The sequence below is a fragment of the Bailinhaonella thermotolerans genome (assembly GCF_003594875.1).
In the GTDB taxonomy this organism is placed as follows: domain Bacteria; phylum Actinomycetota; class Actinomycetes; order Streptosporangiales; family Streptosporangiaceae; genus Bailinhaonella; species Bailinhaonella thermotolerans.
Genome location: NZ_QZEY01000010.1, coordinates 224,382 through 241,963, shown reverse-complemented (window position 1 = coordinate 241,963; position 17,582 = coordinate 224,382). Strand labels below are relative to the sequence as shown.

The following is a 17,582-nucleotide window of genomic DNA, read 5'->3' as shown; positions in this document are numbered from 1 at the left end:
CCTGTCAGATTGATACGTGGACGCGGGCGGAGTGCCGCCCGACGGGACGGGTGTGCACCGTCCCCGTCCGGGGGTCGTGCGTGACCTCGATGCGGATGCCGTACGCCAGGGAGAGCCGCTCCTCGGTGAGCACCTCCTCGGGGGTGCCGTCGGCGAGGACGCGCCCGTTGCAGAGCAGCACGACGTGGTCGGCGACCCCGGCGGCCTGGTTCAGGTCGTGCAGGACGACCCCGACGGCCACCCGGTGCTCCTCGGCCAGGTCGCGGACCAGGTCCAGCAGCTCCACCTGGTACCGCAGGTCCAGGTGGTTGGTGGGCTCGTCCAGCAGCAGCACGCCGGTGTCCTGCGCCAGGCAGCTCGCCAGCCAGACCCGCTGGAGCTCGCCGCCGGACAGCTCGTCCACCGCCCGCTCGGCCATGGACGCGACTCCCGTCACGTCCATCGCGCGGATGATCGCGGCCGGGCCGTCCGGGTCGCCGCCCCGCCACCGTCCCCGGTGCGGGTGCCTGCCGTACCCGACGACGTCGCGGACCTTGACCCCGGCCGGGGTGGGCCGGCTCTGCGCCAGCAGGGTCACCCGGCGCGCGAACTCACGCGGCGAGAGCGCCGCGGCCGAGGTCGTGTCGTCGAGCGACACGGAGCCGCGGTCGGCCCGGTGCAGCCGCGCCAGCGCCCGCAGCAGGGTGGACTTGCCACTGCCGTTGGGGCCCACCAGCGCGGTGACCCGCCCCGGGCGCAGGGCGATACAGCCGTCTTCCACGACGGTGCTGCCGTGGTAGCTGAGGCACAGCTTGTCTCCGCGCAGGGCGACGTCACGCTGGACGATCATCTCGGTCACAAGCCATTAGGTTAGGCTAACCTTTCCAAATTCAAAAGCCCCGGGAGAGTGTGAACCACCCCACTCTCCGCAAATGACTCAGCTCTCCCGTCCCCGGATCACGCGCGATCAACCCACCGGGCGTCCCGAGTCCCGCCGGAATCCCCTGCCCCACCGGCCCGCCCGGGGCCGTGCCGCGCCCCCTGCCGGACGGCGCGCACGGCGCAGGCGGGCGCGATCCCGGGGATGGTCAGAGGAGGGCGCGGGCCTCGTCGAGGCCGAGGGCGGTCCCGCGGGCGAAGGCGGCGGCGAAGCCGGGCTCGCCCAGGCGCTCGGTCGCCAGGGCGGTCGCGCGGTCCACGTCGGCGCGCTCGGCCGGGGGGAGGGGGTGGCCGGCGCGGGCCCGGGCCGCGCAGGCCGCGCCGAGGAGGGTGGCGGCCAGCTCGGCCCGGGTCCCGGCCAGGGCGGCGGCCGACCCCTCAAGGGCCAGGGCCATGGCGCGCGGGTCGCCCAGGACGTCCCGTGCGATGGAGAAGGCCGCCAGGTGGAGGGACAGGGCGCGCTCGGGGTCGCCCCGGAGCTCGGCCACGAACCCCAGCTCGGCCAGGATCAGCGTGTTCCCCGGCTGGACGTCCACCCGGCCGTACCACTCCTGCAGCGCCCGGAGGTGGCGTTCGGCGGCGTCCAGGTCGCCCGCGCGGCGGGCCCCGAGGGCCAGGCCGATCTCGGCGAAGACCTGGGCGGCCCGGTGCGACTGCTCCGTCGCGAGGCGCAGGGCGCGTTCGTGCAGGCGGCGGGCCCCCTCGTGGTCGCCCCGGAGCAGGGCGATGCGGCCCAGCCCGGAGAGCCGGTACGACACGTCGATCCGCAGGCCGAGTTCCTCCGCCGAGCGCAGTCCCTCCCGGAGGAGGCGTTCGGCCAGGTCGTAGTCGCCGTCGATCTCGGCCAGCGCCGCGCGCGGGGACACGCAGAACGTCTGGCCCCACCGGTCCCCCAGCGCGGCGAACGCGGCCGCGGCGGCCTCCGCGTCCACCCGCGCCGCCGAAAGGTCCCCCCGGCTCAGCGCCTGGTGCGCGCGTACGGCCAGGGCGGCCGCCTCGCCCCAGGCGTCGCCCCCCGCCCGGAACTCCGCCAGGGCGGCCCCGGCCAGCTCCTCGCCCACGCTCAGCTCCCCGGCGAGGTAGAGGGCGTACCCGTGGAACCACCGCGCCCGCGCCACTCCGGCCGGGTCCCCGGCCCGTTCGTACGGCCCGAGCCCGGCCCGGCTCCGCCCCGCCGGGTCGGGGTCCTCGCTCTGCAGCAGCGTGATCCCCGCCAGCCACGCCCCCGCCTCGGCGAACGCCGGACCGATGCCCTCCCCGAGGGCGAGCACCGCGCGCAGGGTACGGCGGGCCTCCTCCAGGCGGCCGCGCAGGAACTGGTACCAGAGCAGCGCGCGGGAGAGCCGCACCGCCAGGTCGGGGCGGGCGCGGACGGCGGTCTCCAGCGCGGAGCGCAGGTTGGGCGTCTCCAGGTCGAGGCGTTCCAGCCACTCCCGCTGGTCGTGCCCGCGCAGCCGTTCCCCGGCGCGCTCGGCCAGGTCCGTGTAGTACTCGGCGTGCCGCTCCCGCACCTCGGCGTCCTCGCCGGCCTCGCGCAGCCGTACGGCGCAGTACGCGGCCACCGACTCCAGCAGGCGGTAGCGGGGGCCGGGGCCGACGACGACCAGCGAGCGGTCCACCAGCCGCGCGAGCAGGTCGAGCACCTGGCCGGGGTGCAGCCCGCCGCCCGCGCAGACGGCCTCGGCCGCCGCGAGGGAGCACCCGTCGGCGTGCACGGCGAGGCGGCGCAGGACGACGCGCTCGGGCTCGGTGAGCAGTTCCCAGCTCCAGTCGATCATCGCCCTGAGGGTGCGCTGCCGCGCGGGGACGCCCCGCGCGCCGCCCGCGAGCAGCGCGAACCTGTCGTCCAGCCGCGCGGCCAGCTCGCGCACGCCCAGCACCCGGACCCGGGTCGCGGCCAGCTCCAGCGCCAGCGGGATCCCGTCGAGCCGCCGGCAGATCTCCGCGACGGCCGCGCGCTCGTCGTCGCCGAAGGAGACCCCCGGCGACGAGGCCGCGGCCCGCTCCTCGAACAGCCGCGCGGCGTGCTCCGGCTCCAGCGGCGGCACGGGGTACACCGTCTCGCCCGCGACGCCCAGCGGCTCCTGGCTCGTGGCCAGCACCGACAGGCCGGGAACGGCCCCTAGCAGCCGACCGGCCAGCTCCGCCACCTGCTCGATCACGTGCTCGCAGTTGTCGAAGACGACCAGCGTGCGCCGCCCGCGCAGCGCCTCGGCGATCCGGTCCACGCCCTCGCGCAGCCCGAGCACCGCGACCAGGGCCTCGGCCGGGGAGATCACGGCGTCCCCGTCGCGGATGCCGGCCAGCTCGACGAGCCACACCCCGTCGGGGTACGCCGGGGCCAGCCCGGCGGCGGTCTCCACGGCGAGCCGCGTCTTCCCGACGCCGCCTGTCCCGGTGAGCGTGACGAGGCGGCCCGCGCCCAGCGCCCGCCGTACCGCGGCGACGGCCTCCTCGCGGCCGACCAGCGGGGTCAGGGGGACGGGCAGGTTGCTCCGCGCGCCGCCCAGGGCCGGGTCCTGCCGCACCATCGCCGCGTGCAGCGCCGCCAGCTCCGGCGAGGGGTCCACGCCGAGTTCGTCCGCCAGGCGGGTCCGCAGCTCGTGGTAGGCCGCCAGCGCCTCCCCCTGCCGCCCGGACCGGTAGAGCGCCTCGATCTGCACGGCCCGCAGCCGCTCCCGCAGCGGGTACGCCTCGGCCAGCGGCGCCAGCTCCGCCGCCAGCACGTCGTGCTCGCCCCGCGCCAGCCGTACGGCGGCGCGCTCCTCCACCGCGACGAGCCGCAGCTCCTCAAGCCGCGCGATGTGCGGCCGGGCGAACTCGTGCTCGGCGAAGTCGGCGAGCGCCGCGCCCCGCCACAGCGAGAGCGCCTCCGTCAGCAGCCGCTCCCGCTCCTCCGGGTCGGCGCTCGCGCGGGCCCGGGCGAGCAGCGCCTCGAACCGCCAGGCGTCCACCTCGTCCTCGGCGACGCGCAGGGAGTACCCGGCCGCCTGCCGTTCCACGCCGCCGGCGCTCCCCAGCGCCTTGCGCAGCAGCGACACCTTGCCCTGGAGCGTGTTCGCCGCGCTCCCCGGCGGCGAGCCGCCCCACAGGTCGTCGATCAGCGTCTCCGCGGAGACGGGCCGCCCCCGCGCCACGAGGAGCGCCCCGAGCAGCAGGCGCACCTTCGCCTCCGGCACCCGGACCGCCTCCCCGCCTTCCCCCCACACCATGAGAGGGCCGAGCACCCCGAAGCGCATGAAAGCACCCTATCCACCCCCATTCCCCCTGGTCGTCCGCGTGCCCGCGCGCTCGCCATGACCTGGCGGTACGGCCTCAGCCGGGCGGCGGCCGTACGGCGCGGGCGGGAGGCGCGGGAAGGGGAGGCGCGGGAAGGGGAGACGCGGGAAGGGGAAGGCGCGGGAAGGGGAAGGCGCGGGAAGGGAGGCGGGAGGAAGGGAGGCGGGAGGCGGGAGGCGCGGGGAAGGGAAGGGCCCCGGTCGCGGGGACCGGGGCCCGTGGTGCGGGCGGCTGCCCGTCAGGGCAGGATCAGGCTGAAGGCGCTGTTCTCGCGGCGGCCGGCGGAGTCGGTGACCACGACCCGGACGGTGTCGGTGCGGTTGCCGCACTGCGCGCTGGGGTCGACGCTGGCGGAGACGATGCGGCCGGTGTACCACGGGGTGGCGGACGGCACCGTGCGGGTGACGTCCATGTTCGTGTGGACGCAGTAGACGCCGACGGCCGGGCGGGACACCGAGACGATGTTCTTGGCGTACTTGATCGCGCCGTTGGCGTGGATGACCCCGGCCACCTGGGCGTGCGGGGCGTCCGCCGCCGGTGGGGCGTCGGCCGCCGCGGCGGCGCCCGCGGTGGGCACGGTGACGGCGCTCGCGAGAGCCGCCAGTGCGATCAGGCGTGACTTGGTTGACGGCACGCCCTCCCCCTTTCGCTACGAACTGCCAGTGGTCGATTACGCAGCGCAGTCTAGCCCTCTGACATCGCGCGGAAGGGTAAGGGCCCGGCAACGAAACTCCCCGGAAATCCCCAGGTCAGACGGGCTGCCGGGCACCCTTGGGCAGGAACAGCGCGCCGCCCGCCGACACCGCCGACGTCACGATGATCACCAGGTAGAGGCCCACCCCGACGCCCAGGACCTGGATCAGGTACCCGCCGGCCGTGGAGCCGATCAGGCCGCCCAGGGCGTTCGACGCGCTCATCGCGCCCAGGGCCAGCCCGGTGCGGCGGAGCGTGCCCATCCGGACCGCCTGCTCGTCCAGGCTCGGGCCGATCAGCATCTCGGCCAGCGTCACCGGGAAGACGAAGACCAGCAGCGACCACCAGCCCGCCAGCGGCAGCAGCGCCGCGTACGCCAGCGCGAACGACAGGAAGTCGGCCGTCAGCAGCGTCCGTGCGGCGGCCCGGTGGAAGACCCGGCTGAGCAGCGCGAACTGGCAGATCACCACGAGCGCCCCGTTGACGATGAACACCACGGAGATCGCCGTCTCGTTCCCGGTCAGCTTCGCCGCGCTGAGCGGCAGCACGATGTTGAGCTGGCCGTAGAGCGCCCCGTAGGCCGCGCCGAGCAGGAACAGCGGCGTCCACGCCCACAGCGCGGCCCGCCCGGAGCCCGCCCCCGCGCCGGGCTCGGCGCCCGTGCCCGGCGGGACCGGCCGCGGCCCGACCGTGCCCGCGCGCAGCAGCGCCAGCCGTACGGCGAGGGCCAGATGCGACGCGACGCAGGCGGCCAGGATGTACGGGAAGCCCAGCGGGTAGACCAGCGCGCCCAGCGCGGGGCCCGCCACGACGCCGATGTTGATGAACGTGGCGCGCAGGGCGAGCATGTCACGGGGGCTCGGCCCGTCCTCGGACACGAGAAGCGTCTTGATCGACAGGCCCATCAGCGCCCCGCCGACGCCGACCGCGATGACGCCGGTGACGAGCGGCGAGATCCGGTCCGCGCCGCCGAAGGCGAGCATCGGGTAGCCGATGATCCGCAGCAGGAACCCGGCGGCCATGACCGGCCGCGTCCCGAACCGGTCCGCGAGCAGCCCGGCGGCCAGCGAGAACGCCTGGCCGGAGAACGCGAGGAGGCCCACGAGCAGCCCGACCAGGCCGGGTGTCAGGTTCCGCGCGGTCAGCTCGATCGCCAGCAGTGGCATGAACATGAAGCCGGTCAAGCTGGTGAACAGCACCGCGCCCAGCAGCGCGCGCCCCGCCGGGGACGTCCGGCGCCAGGCCTTCATGAGTCTTCTCGCGGGTGGAGTGCGCAGCCGGGTGTCCCCATCATCCCTCGTAACTGTCTAAGATAGTTTTGACAGTGACGCACCCTAGTGAGGATCTCCGTTAACGGTCAAATGGATACAAACAGCCACATAGAGGAAGCCGCGACCGCCGCCGCCGCGCTCATCAACGCCGCCACCCCCGGCGTGCGCCGCGCCCGGCCGTACGTCCCGCCGGAGGGGCAGGCCCTGGCGGACGCCGTGAACGCCGCCCTCCTCCTCGGCGACAAGCGGCACACCCCGGTGGACGAGGCGGGGGCCGTACGGCTCGCCGCGTACGCCGTCCGCCTGCGCGCCGTCTACGACCACCTCGGCGCGGACGACGTGGACGCGGCGGCCCAGGCGCTCAACGACCTCCTGGAGGAGCTGGCCCCCCGGCCGTACCTCTCGAAGGAGGGCGACGCCCCCTGGCACCTGCGCTACCGTGCCCGTGACGGGGGGTACCCCGAGGCCGTGGCCTCGGCCCTCGCCCTGGCGCTGGCGTCCTACCTGGGCAGCGACCGCCGGCACCGCCTCGGCCTCTGCTCCGCGCCCGGCTGCGACCGCGTCTACACCGACACCACCCGCAGCGCCACCCGGCGCTACTGCCGTATCACCTGCCAGAACCGCGTCAAGGCCGCCGCCCACCGCGCCCGCGCCCAGGCCACCTGAGCCGGGGCGCGGAACCCCGGCACGGAACGCGCCCGGCGGACGCCGCACCGGGGCGGATGCGGCGGGCCCGCCCCGGAGTCACGGGCGGTTCAGCCCCGCGCGGCACGATTCAGGGCCGCGCGGACGGTCCCGGCGCGGACGGGTCCGGCGCGTCCCGGAGCGCGGCCGTGACGGCGGCGGCGAGGGCGGCCGGGTCGTCGGCGTGCAGGTGGATCCGGGTCACCGCGGCGTCGCGGCCGGGCACCGGGAGCGGCCCGGCCAGGTCCACCGTGAGCGAGGTCCGGGAGCCCGCGGACACGGTCAGCACGCCGTCCGCGATCTCGACCGCGCCGCCGTTCACGAAGCGGCGCGCCGTCCGGACCCCCGTCACCAGGCGCAGCGGGACGCGCAGGTCCAGCGCCGTGCCGTGGCGGACGCGCAGTTCCCGCGCCGTCAGCACGTGCGGCCGGGTGATCCCGGCGGCGATCCCGGCCAGGAACACGGCGGCGGTGTAGACGTGCAGGACGAGCAGGACCGCGTCGAGCCAGGCCCAGGGCACCAGGTACGCCAGGGCGGCGCTCTCGGCGATGACCGCGCCCAGCAGCGCCAGCGTCATCCCGGACTGTCCGCGCGAGTACCCGAAAGCGGCGTCGCCCGGGCCCACTCCGTGACGCCGGCCCAGGGGCCACAGCGCCAGGCTCACCGCGCCCCGCGCGTGCGCCACCGCCAGCCGCCGCGCGAGCCCCGCCCTCGCGGCTCCGGGAGCGTCGGCGGCGGCGGACGGGTCAGGGAGCGGGGCCGCGGGCCGGGTCGTGCCCTCACGTGGCGGGGTCATCGGCGCTCCTCTCCGCCAGCAGCCGCATGGCCCGGCGTACGGCCTCGGCCTGGGCCGGGGCGAGTTCGGCGAACAGGGCCCGTGTGAACGGGTGGTCGGCCGGCTGGGCGGGCGCGCCCGCGGCCAGGGCCGGGGGGATCACGTCGGCGAGGCGGGCGGCCACGGCGGGCACCCGGGGGTCGTCGGCCGCCGCGCCGGCGAGCGCGTCCAGGTCCGTGTAGAGGGCCTGGACCAGGGCCGCCCGCTCCGGGTCCGCCGCGAGCGGGCCGGCGATCGCGGCGAGCGCCGCGCCGGCGGCGGGCCCGGCGACGGTGTCGAGCATGGCCAGCAGCTCCCGCTCCTTGGCCAGCAGCCCCGTGGGCGGCCCGGTCAGGCCGCGGAGCAGCGCGGCCATCTCGGGCGACACCGGATCGTCCGGGTCCAGGGTCTCGCGTTCCAGCAGGGCGGCCAGGCGCGCCCGGCGGGCGGCTATCTCGCGCTCCTGCCTGGCCAGGTCGGCGTCCAGCTCGGCCAGCACCTCGCGCAGCTCTCGCCCCCGGTCGTCGGCCAGCACGTCCCGGACCTCGTCCAGGCCGAGCCCCAGCTCGGTGAGCCGCCGGATCCGCGCCAACTCGACCGCGTCGCGCAGGCCGTACACCCGGTAGCCGTTGGCCAGCCGCGCCGGCTCGGGCAGCAGCCCCAGATGGTGGTAGTGCCGCACGGTCCGGGTCGAGACCCCGGCCAGCTCCGCCAGCTCCCCGATTCGCATGACCCAAGTCTTGACCTTGACGTAGCGTCAAGGTCAAGCCCGGGCCCGCGTACGGCGGGCCCGGCGGCGCACCCCGCTCCTACGTGGCCACGTCCCGGCGGCGGAAGCCGTACACCCCGGCCGCGAGGAGGACGGCCGCGATGGCGGTGAGGACCGCGTACGGCGTGAACTCGGGGTCGCCGCCGGGGAGGCGGGGCAGGTGGGTGAAGGGGGAGAGGTCCAGGACCGCCTCCGGGAGGTCGAGCAGGGCGCCGAGCTGGCCGAACAGGAGGAACGCGGCCAGGACCCCCCACGCGGCCGCGGCCAGCCGGGGCAGGACGCCGAACAGGGCGGTGGCCACCGCGGCCAGGACCCAGACCGCGGGGAGCTGGGCCAGGGACGCGCCGAGGACGCGGGGGAGGTGCGTCCCCACGTCGCCGGACCCCAGCCCGTACGTCAGGCCCAGCGAAAGGCCCAGCACGGCGAGCACCGCGGCCGGGCCGAGGACGGCGACGACCAGGTGGGAGGCGGTCCAGGCGACCCGGGTGGCCGGGGTGGCCAGGAGGGGCTCGGCGCGCTGGGCGGTCTCCTCGGCGCGCATGCGCAGGACGGCCTGGACGGCGTAGCCGGAGACCGCGATGCCGAAGATGCCGAGGACGGCCGCGACGAACATGTCCGACTGGGCCGACGCGCCGCCGAGGCGGGCGAGCATGTCCAGGAGCCGCTTGTTCTCGGCCATGGCGGACATCGCGGCGTTGGCGGCGGCGCCCATCACGACGCCGAGCACCGCGAACCCGAGGGTCCACGCGAGCAGCGAGCCCCGGTGCAGCCGCCAGGCCAGCGCGAACGGCCCGGCCAGCGCGGGCGCCGCCGTGGCGGGGCCGAGGCGCGGCGGGAGCAGGCCCGCGGCGACGTCCCGGCGGCCGGCCAGGAGGTAGGCGGCGCAGCAGAGCGCGGCGGCCAGCGCGACGAAGAGCGCGAACGGCCACCAGGTCTCCCCTGCGAACGGGCGCATCCGCTGCGGCCAGGCGACGGGCGACAGCCAGGAAAGCCAGGAGGCGTCCGTGGTGTCCCCGGCGCCGCGCAGCAGGTAGGCCCCGCCGAGCACGGCGATCGCGATCCCGCGCGCCCCGCCGGCGTTCTCGGTGAGCTGGGCGGCCAGCGCGCCCACGGCGGCGAACACGATCCCGGTCCCGGCGTACCCCAGCCCGGCGGCGAGCGCGCCCTCCACCGGGTACTCCGCGGCGAACGTCGCCAACACGATCAGGCCGATCACCAGGCTCGCCGCCGTGGTCACGATGAGGGCCGAGGTCAGGCCCGCGTGGCGGCTCAGCACGGTCGAGCCGAGCAGCTCCCTGCGGCCGGTCTCCTCCTCGGCGCGGGTGTGCCGGATGACCGTGAGCAGGACCGCCAGGCCGACCAGCACGGGCGTGAACCCGCCCCGCCACAGCCCGAGCGCGGCGGCGTTCCAGTCCAGGACATGCCCGTACAGGGCGGTGAACGCCGGGTTCGCGTCCATCGAGGCGGCGAACCTCCGCAACTCCGCCTCGCCGGTGTACAGCCCGGCGATCGCGGACGTCTGCGTGATCGGCAGCAGCCCGAACACGACCACCCACAGCGGCAGGATGAACCGGTCGCGGCGCAGGATCAGCCGGACCAGGGCCCACGACCCGGTCATCGCGCGCCCGCCAGGGACTCGTCGCGGTAGTGCCGCATGAACAGCTCCTCCAGCGTCGGCGGCCGGCTCGTCAGGGACCGCACGCCGGAGGCCGACAGGTGCTTCAGCACCTCGTCCAGCCGGTCCGTGTCCACCTGGAACGACACGCGCGAGCCGTCCACGCGCAGGTCGTGCACGCCGGCCAGCCCGTTCACCGGCGACGCCAGCTCGGCCGTGATGGACGTGCGGGTCAGATGCCGCAGCTCGTCCAGCGTCCCGGTCTCGACGGTGCGGCCGTCGCGGATGATGCTCACCCGGTCGCACAGCTTCTCGACCTCGGCGAGGATGTGGCTCGACAGCAGCACCGTCCGGCCCTGCTCCTTCACCTCGCGCACGCAGTCGGTGAACACCGCCTCCATCAGCGGGTCCAGGCCGGAGGTGGGCTCGTCGAGCAGGAGCAGCTCCGCGTCGGAGGCCAGCGCGGCGACCAGCGCGACCTTCTGCCGGTTGCCCTTGGAGTAGGCGCGGCCCTTCTTGCGCGGGTCCAGCTCGAACCGCTCGATCAGCTCGGCGCGCCGGCGCGGGTCGAGCCCGCCGCGCAGCCGCCCGAGCAGGTCGATGACCTCGCCGCCGGACAGGTTCGGCCAGAGGGTGACGTCCCCGGGGACGTACGCGAGCCTGCGGTGCAGCTCGACGGCGTCCTTCCAGGGGTCTCCGCCGAGCAGGCGGACGGTGCCCGAGTCGGCCCGGAGCAGGCCGAGCAGCACGCGGATGGTCGTGGACTTCCCGGCGCCGTTCGGGCCCAGGAATCCGTGTACCTCACCGGCCCTGACCTGGAGGTTCAGGCCGTCGAGGGCACGGGTCCGGCCGAAGCTCTTGGAGAGGCCGGACACGGTGATTACGTTGGTCATGATTGAGAAGCTACACCTGCTTCACGAACTCGTGAATACTGTGAAGACGATGAAGACGGTAAACTACGAGTTCTTGACGGGCTCGGATTGGGGGACGCGCGGTGCGGGACGAGGAAGGCGTGCGACGGTTCGTGGAGCGGGTCAGCCGCTTCCTGGCGGACTGGGGGTTCCCCCCGATGGCGGCCCGCGTGCTGGTCACGCTCATGGCCGCGGAGGAGAGGGCGCTCACGGCCGCCGACCTGGCCGAACGCCTCGGCGTCAGCCCCGCCGCGATCTCCGGCGGCGTCCGCTACCTCATGCACCTGGGCATGGTCGCCCGCGAGCCGGTCCCCGGCTCCCGCCGCGACCTCTACCGGCTCTACGACGAGGCGTGGTGGGAGGTCGCCTCGACCAAGTCCGGCCTGTACAAGGACCTGGTGGACATGATGAACGAGGGCCTGGACGCCCTCGGCGGCGAGGAGACCCACGCCGGTCACACCCTCGCCGAGATGCGCGACTACTTCGCCTTCCTGGAGAAGGAGCTCCCCCTCCTGCGCGACAAGTGGCGCGCCTCCCGGGGCCGCGCCACCTGACCGCCCGGGCCACCTGACCGCCTGGGCCACCTGGCCGCCCCCCGCCCGCCGCGCCTTCGCGCTCCGCTCCCCCGCCTCCCGGCTCTTCCGTACGGCGGTGCCGTGCCGTACGGCGGGCGCGGGCTCATGCCGTACGGGACGGCGGGAAGCGGCGCGCAAAGAGGTGATCAGCGGCGGGGCAAGGGGTCGCGGGGCATGGCGTGTTGAACGCGGGCGCGCCCGGCGGGTCCGGAACCTGGTGGGGTTGGGGGTTCGCAGGCCGCTGGGGGGAAGGCGCGCGTGGACGCTGGCGAGACGGGGATTCCCGCGTGTGTGGAGAGCGCGGGCAAGGCGCCTCCGCCACGGAGCCGGCTGGCGCGCTGGCTGCTGGCCGACCGGGTGCAGCCGACCGGCCCGGAGACCGAGGAGGGCCACGCCAAGCCGCAGGCCTGGTGGAAGGTGATGTGCCTGACCGGCGTGGACTACTTCTCCACGCTGGGGTACCTGCCGGGCATCGCCGCGCTGGCGGCCGGGGCGCTGTCGCCGCTGGCCACGCTGCTGATCGTGGTGCTGACGCTGTTCGGGGCGCTGCCGATGTACCGGCGGGTGGCCCGGGAGAGCCCGCACGGGCAGGGCTCGGTGGCGATGCTGGAGCACCTGCTGCCGTTCTGGCGCGGGAAGCTGTTCGTCCTCGTCCTGCTGGGCTTCGTCTGCACGGCGTGGATCGCCACGATCACCATGTCGGCCTCGGACGCGTCCGTGCACATGCTGGAGAACCCGGTCTTCCCCGGCTTCCTGCACGGCCGCGAGGTGATCGTCACGTGCGTCCTGCTGCTGGTCCTGGGCGGGGTGTTCCTGCTCGGCTTCACTGAGGCCGTGGGGCTGGCGATCCCGCTCGTGGCGGTCTTCCTGGCGATGAACGCGGTCATCGTGGTGACCGGGCTCATTGAGGTCTTCTCCCAGCCGGACGTGTTCTCGCGGTGGCTGGAGGGGCTGACGGCCGGGCACGGCGGGCTCGGCGGGATCGCGCTGACGGCGGTGCTCGCGTTCCCCGGGCTGGCGCTGGGGCTGTCGGGGTTCGAGACCGGGGTGAGCATGATGCCGCTCATCGCCACCCGGGGGGACACCCGGGAGCAGCGCTTCCTCTCCCGCATCCGCAACACGCGCAAGCTGCTCACCACCGCCGCGCTGATCATGAGCGGCTACCTGATCACGACGAGCTTCGTCACCGCCGTGCTCATCCCCGCCCGCGAGTTCGGCCCCGAGGGGCGGGCGAACGGCCGCGCCCTGGCGTACCTCGCGCACGAGAGGCTGGGGTCCCTCTTCGGCACCGCCTACGACATCAGCACGATCCTCATCCTGTGGTTCGCGGGCGCCTCGGCGATGGCCGGCCTGATCAACATCGTGCCGCGCTACCTGCCGTCGTACGGCATGGCCCCCGCCTGGGCGACCGCCGTACGGCCGGTGGTCCTCGTCTACACGGTGGTCTGCGTCCTCATCACCGTCGCGTTCGGCGCGAAGGTGGACGCGCAGGCCGGGCCGTACGCCACGGGGGTCCTGGCGATGATGGTGTCGGGGGCGTTCGCGGTGACGATCTCCGCGCTCCGGCGGCGGCACCGGATGGCGGGGACCGGGTTCGCCCTGCTGACGGCGGTGTTCCTGTACGCCCTGGCCGAGAACGTGCTGAAGAAGCCGGACGGGCTCACGATCTCGGTGGCGTTCATCCTCGGCATCATCGCGATCTCCCTGGTGTCGCGGGTGTCGCGCACGACCGAGCTGCGGGCCGACCGCATCGAGTTCGACGACACGGCGCGCAGGTTCATCGCCGACTCGCTCGGGCACGACCGCGCGCTGAACCTCATCGCCAACCGGCACGTGGCGGGCGACCCCGCGCAGTACTCCATCAAGGAGCGGCGGCACCGGGGGATCAACCCGGTGCCGACCCCGGCCGACGTGCTGTTCCTGGAGATCGACGTCATCGACCCCTCGGCCTTCGGCGGCGTGCTGTTCGTGCGCGGCGAGCAGGCGGACGGGCATCGCGTCCTGCGCGCCGGAAGCCCGGCCGTGCCCAACGCCATCGCCGCCATCCTGCTCGCCATGCGCGACGCCACCGGGGTCATCCCGCACTGCTACTTCGAGTGGGCCGAGGGCTCGCCGATCAAGCTCCTGCTCAAGTACCTCATCCTCGGGCGCGGCGACACCGCCCCCGTCACCCGCGAGATCATCCGCAAGATCGAGCCCGTCCCCGCCCGCCGGCCCCGGATCCACGTCGGCTGACGCCGCGCCGCCTCCCCCGGGCCTCTCCGCCCGCCGCGTCCCCCCGCGCCTTCCCCGCGCCCTCCCGGCGTCCTCCGCGCCGCCTCTCCGCGGTCGTCGCTCGGCGGACGTGTTCGGGCCGGTGGGAGGGGTAGCGGGCGTGGCGGACGCCGTACGCACACCGTGGGGGGACCATGGCCAAGGGGAAGGATCCGGAGGCGCCCAAGCGGCCCCGGAGCGCATACATGTACTTCTCGCAGGACAAGCGGGACGAGGTGGTGAAGGAGAATCCGGACGTCGGGTTCGGCCAGATCGGCAAGATCCTCGGGGAGCGGTGGCGCTCGCTGGGGCCGGAGGAGAAGCGGCCCTACGAGGAGAAGGCCGACGCCGACCGCCGCCGCTACGACGAAGAGAAAACGTAAAGACACGTAAAGTCGCATAGGCTTCGCCACGTTTTTCCCATACGTGGCGGAGGAGTAGTCAGGTGGCTGTGCGCTCGGACGAGGGGTCCGGATTACGCGGCTGGTTGCTCAAGGGGCTGAAGCGCACCGATCCGCGCACCACCGGCCCGCACCACGAGGACACGCCGGACAGGCAGCACTCCTGGTGGCAGGTCATGTGCCTGACCGGCGTGGACTACTTCTCCACGCTGGGCTACCAGCCGGGCATCGCGGCGCTCGCGGCCGGGGCGCTCAGCCCGGTCGCCACGCTCGTGCTCGTCGCGCTCACGCTGTTCGGCGCGCTGCCGACGTACCGGGCGGTGGCCGGGGAGAGCCCGCGCGGGCTCGGGTCGCTGTCGATGCTGGAGAAGCTGCTGCCCGGCTGGCGCGGGAAGCTCCTCGTGCTGTTCCTGCTGGGCTTCGTGGCCACGGCGTTCATCGTCACGATCACGCTGTCGGCCGCCGACGCCACCGCGCACGTGCTGCACAACCCGTTCGTGCCCGAGTCCTGGCACGGCGCCGCCGTACCCGTCACGCTGGTGCTGATCGCGCTGCTCGGGGCGGTGTTCCTGGCCGGGTTCAGCGAGGCCATCTCGATCGCGGTGGTCATCGTCGCGGTCTACCTCGCGCTGAACGTGGTGATCGTCGGGGTCGCGCTCCAGCACGCCCTGACCAGCCCGGACCTGGTGCTGGACTGGCGGAACGCGCTCACCGCCGACTACACGAGCCCGATGGCCATGGTCGCGGCCTCGCTCGTGGTCATGCCGAAGCTGGCGCTCGGCCTGTCCGGGTTCGAGACCGGCGTCGCCGTGATGCCGCTGGTCAAGGGCGACCTGGAGCGGCGGATCTCGGGCGCGCGCAAGCTCCTCACCACCGCCGCGCTGATCATGAGCGCCTTCCTGATCACGTCGAGCTTCGCCACGTCGGTGCTCATCCCGCACCGGGAGTTCGAGGAGGGCGGCCAGGCCAACGGGCGCGCCCTGGCCTACCTCGCCCACGAGTACCTGGGCGACTGGGTCGGCACCGCCTACGACGTCAGCACGATCGCGATCCTGTGGTTCGCGGGCGCGTCGGCGCTGGCCGGGCTGCTCAACATCGTGCCGCGCTACCTGCCCAGGTACGGCATGGCGCCCGACTGGTCCCGGGCGACCCGGCCGATGGTGCTGGTCTTCACCGCCGTGTCGTTCGTGATCACGATCATGTTCGACGCCGACGTGGAGTCGCAGAGCGGCGCGTACGCCACGGGGGTCCTCGCGCTGATCCTGTCGGCGGCGATCGCCGTGACGCTGTCGGCGTGGAAGCGCCGCCGGATCGGGCCCGCGATCGGGTTCGGGCTCGTCGCGCTCGTGCTCGCGTACGCCTTCACCGCCAACGTCACCGAGCGGCCGGACGGCCTCACGATCTCGGCGTGCTTCGTGGTGGCCATCGTCGTCACCTCGCTGGTCTCCCGGGCGACCCGCTCCACCGAGCTGCGCGTCACCCGCGTCACGCTGGACGACACCGCGCGGCGGTTCATCGCCGAGACCGGCGAGATCCACCTGATCGCCAACGAGCCGCACCAGCGCGACCCCAAGGAATACGTCGACAAGTGCCGCGAGGCCTGGCTGCGGCACCGCCTGCGCACCGCGGAGGGCCTGATCTTCCTGGAGGTCACGGTCCCGGACGCCTCGGAGTTCTCCACCGAGCTGCGCGTCGTCGGCGAGGAGCGCCACGGCTTCCAGATCCTGCGCGTGGAGAGCCCGACCGTGGCGAACGCCATCGCCGCGATCCTCCTCCACCTGCGCGACGAGACCGGGCAGCTCCCGAGCGTCTACTTCCACTGGGCCGAGGGCAACCCGGTCGGGGCCCTCCTGCGCTACCTGGTCTTCGGCGGCGGCGACGTCCCCCCGCTCACCCGCGAGGTCCTCCGCAAGGCCGAGCCCGACCCCGAGCGCCGCCCCCTGGTCAACGTCGGCTGAGCCGTCGGCACGGGCCCCCGGGACGCGCGCGGGACGTTCCCAGGACGTTCCCGGGACGTCCGCAGGTCGTTCGCGAGCCGTAATCACCCGTAATCGCCCGTAACGGACGTGTAAGGACCGCCGCCCGGGGCCCGGGTGAGGATTCGGAGCATTCCGATCCCTCACCCCGGAGGCCGTCGTGCGACGTTATTCGACCGAGTTCATCGGGACGTTCTTCCTCGTGTTCACCGTCGGGTGCGCGGTCCTGGCGGGGTCCCCGCTGGCGCCGCTGGCGGTCGGGGCCGTGCTCATGGTCATGGTGTACGCCGGGGGCCACGTCTCCGGCGCGCACTACAACCCGGCGGTGACGCTCGCGGTGCTCCTGCGCGGCCGCATCGGGCTCGCCGACGCCGCCGCGTACTGGGCCGCGCAGGCCGTGGCGGCCGTGGTCGCCGCCGCGGCCGCCCGCTACGTGGTGGGCGCGGCCCCGGCCACCGCGCTCTCACCCTCCGGGCGCGGCCTCGGCGCCGCCCTCCTCGCCGAGCTGCTGATCACCTTCGCCCTGGCGTACGTCGTGCTCAACGTGGCCACCAGCCGCGACCACCCCGGCAACCACTTCTACGGCCTGGCCATCGGCTTCACCGTCGCGGCGGGCGCGTTCGCGGTCGGCGGCGTGTCCGGCGGGGCGTTCAACCCCGCCGTCGCCGTCGGCGCCGCCACGATGGGCCTGTTCGCCTGGTCCAAGATCTGGCTCTGGCTCGCGGCCGACCTGGCGGGCGGCGCCCTCGCGGCCGTGGTCTTCCTCGCCCTCAACCCGGCCGACCGGAGCCCCGCCGACCCCGCGCCCGCCGAGCGCGCCCCGGCCGGGTCCGCCGCCTGAAGGGAGCAGGGCATGCCCCGCGCCGCCCGCGAGGCGGTCCAGCGCGCCGGACTCGACGTGGACGCGCTCCTGGCCGCCCTGACCGCCGCCGCCCAGGCCGAGCTGTCCGCCTACTACCGCCACACCGTCCTCGCCGCGCACTCCCACGGCCTGACCGAGGCCCCGGTCCGCGCCCTCCTCGCCGACCTCCGAGCCGAGGCCCGGGCCCACTTCGAGGCCCTGGTCACCCGGATCGCCGAGCTGGACGGCCCTCTCCCGCCGACCCTCCCCGCGTTCGCCGGCCCCGAGGGGCGGGGAGAGGGGGCGGCCCCGCCGTACGGGACGGACGAGGAGGTCCTGCGGGAGCTCACGGCGGTCGTGGAGCGGGCGGTCCGGGCCTACGACGAGCTGCGCGCGGCGACGGAGAGGCGGGACCCGCGCACGCACGCCCTGGCGGCGGCCCTCCTCGCCGGGGAGCGCGAGCACGAGACGTGGATCCGGGAGGCTCGCGGCGAGCCCGTCTCCCCCCGTTACCACCCGGGCTTCCGCGGCGCTTCTCCCCATCTCGCCCGCTGACCGGCGTGCCGGCCCAGGCGACTCCGC

15 protein-coding genes are annotated in these 17,582 nt (G+C 74.8%); 7 read left to right on the top strand and 8 right to left on the bottom strand.

Features of this window, described 5'->3' with window-relative positions:
- Positions 1-4: 4 nt before the first annotated feature.
- From D5H75_RS24675 to D5H75_RS24660, 4 genes are all read right to left on the bottom strand, one after another.
- Positions 5-829, bottom strand: a complete 825-nt coding sequence (locus tag D5H75_RS24675; protein WP_119928955.1) for an ABC transporter ATP-binding protein — start codon at positions 827-829, stop codon at positions 5-7.
- Between the two features lie 238 nt (positions 830-1,067).
- Positions 1,068-4,157 carry an ATP-binding protein gene (locus tag D5H75_RS24670; protein ID WP_119928895.1) on the bottom strand — a complete coding sequence of 1,030 codons (3,090 nt, stop codon included), beginning with the start codon at positions 4,155-4,157 and terminating at the stop codon, positions 1,068-1,070.
- A 278-nt stretch (positions 4,158-4,435) separates the two neighbouring features.
- Positions 4,436-4,831, bottom strand: a complete 396-nt coding sequence (locus D5H75_RS24665; RefSeq protein ID WP_119928894.1) for a hypothetical protein — start codon at positions 4,829-4,831, stop codon at positions 4,436-4,438.
- A gap of 115 nt (positions 4,832-4,946) precedes the next feature.
- On the bottom strand, positions 4,947-6,140 hold the full coding sequence (locus tag D5H75_RS24660) for an MFS transporter (protein WP_119928893.1): 1,194 nt from the start codon (positions 6,138-6,140) through the stop codon (positions 4,947-4,949).
- Positions 6,141-6,251: 111 nt separating this feature from the next.
- Between D5H75_RS24660 and D5H75_RS24655 the strand changes: the two genes are divergently transcribed.
- Positions 6,252-6,827 (top strand): CGNR zinc finger domain-containing protein, encoded by a 576-nt coding sequence (locus tag D5H75_RS24655; protein WP_119928892.1) that lies wholly within the window; start codon positions 6,252-6,254, stop codon positions 6,825-6,827.
- Between the two features lie 109 nt (positions 6,828-6,936).
- Here D5H75_RS24655 and D5H75_RS24650 read toward each other — a convergent pair whose 3' ends face one another.
- The 4 genes from D5H75_RS24650 to D5H75_RS24635 form a co-directional block, all read right to left on the bottom strand.
- Positions 6,937-7,641 (bottom strand): hypothetical protein, encoded by a 705-nt coding sequence (locus D5H75_RS24650; protein WP_119928891.1) that lies wholly within the window; start codon positions 7,639-7,641, stop codon positions 6,937-6,939.
- The gene (locus tag D5H75_RS24645; protein ID WP_119928890.1) at positions 7,625-8,389 is read right to left on the bottom strand and encodes a MerR family transcriptional regulator; all 765 of its coding nucleotides are present in this window, start codon (positions 8,387-8,389) and stop codon (positions 7,625-7,627) included. The genes D5H75_RS24650 and D5H75_RS24645 overlap by 17 nt, the downstream gene beginning before the upstream one ends.
- A 79-nt stretch (positions 8,390-8,468) precedes the next feature.
- Positions 8,469-10,046, bottom strand: a complete 1,578-nt coding sequence (locus D5H75_RS41895) for an ABC transporter permease (RefSeq protein WP_202638468.1) — start codon at positions 10,044-10,046, stop codon at positions 8,469-8,471.
- On the bottom strand, positions 10,043-10,936 hold the full coding sequence (locus tag D5H75_RS24635; RefSeq protein WP_119928888.1) for an ABC transporter ATP-binding protein: 894 nt from the start codon (positions 10,934-10,936) through the stop codon (positions 10,043-10,045). Before D5H75_RS24635 ends, D5H75_RS41895 begins: the two co-directional genes overlap by 4 nt.
- A 119-nt stretch (positions 10,937-11,055) precedes the next feature.
- Here D5H75_RS24635 and D5H75_RS24630 point away from each other — a divergent pair, with 119 nt between their 5' ends.
- From D5H75_RS24630 to D5H75_RS24605, 6 genes are all read left to right on the top strand, one after another.
- Positions 11,056-11,508, top strand: coding sequence for a GbsR/MarR family transcriptional regulator (locus tag D5H75_RS24630; protein ID WP_202638467.1), 453 nt, complete (start codon positions 11,056-11,058; stop codon positions 11,506-11,508).
- 279 nt (positions 11,509-11,787) lie between these two features.
- Positions 11,788-13,764, top strand: a complete 1,977-nt coding sequence (locus D5H75_RS24625) for an APC family permease (RefSeq protein ID WP_119928886.1) — start codon at positions 11,788-11,790, stop codon at positions 13,762-13,764.
- 173 nt (positions 13,765-13,937) lie between these two features.
- A complete protein-coding gene (locus tag D5H75_RS24620; RefSeq protein ID WP_119928885.1) occupies positions 13,938-14,165 on the top strand; it encodes a non-histone chromosomal protein 6 in 228 nt (75 codons plus the stop codon).
- Between the two features lie 62 nt (positions 14,166-14,227).
- Positions 14,228-16,141 (top strand): APC family permease, encoded by a 1,914-nt coding sequence (locus D5H75_RS24615; protein ID WP_242454489.1) that lies wholly within the window; start codon positions 14,228-14,230, stop codon positions 16,139-16,141.
- Positions 16,142-16,319: 178 nt separating this feature from the next.
- Entirely contained in the window at positions 16,320-17,000 is a 681-nt protein-coding gene (locus D5H75_RS24610) for an aquaporin (RefSeq protein ID WP_119928883.1), read from the top strand.
- Between the two features lie 12 nt (positions 17,001-17,012).
- On the top strand, positions 17,013-17,555 hold the full coding sequence (locus D5H75_RS24605; RefSeq protein ID WP_119928882.1) for a ferritin-like domain-containing protein: 543 nt from the start codon (positions 17,013-17,015) through the stop codon (positions 17,553-17,555).
- The last annotated feature ends 27 nt before the right edge of the window (positions 17,556-17,582 follow it).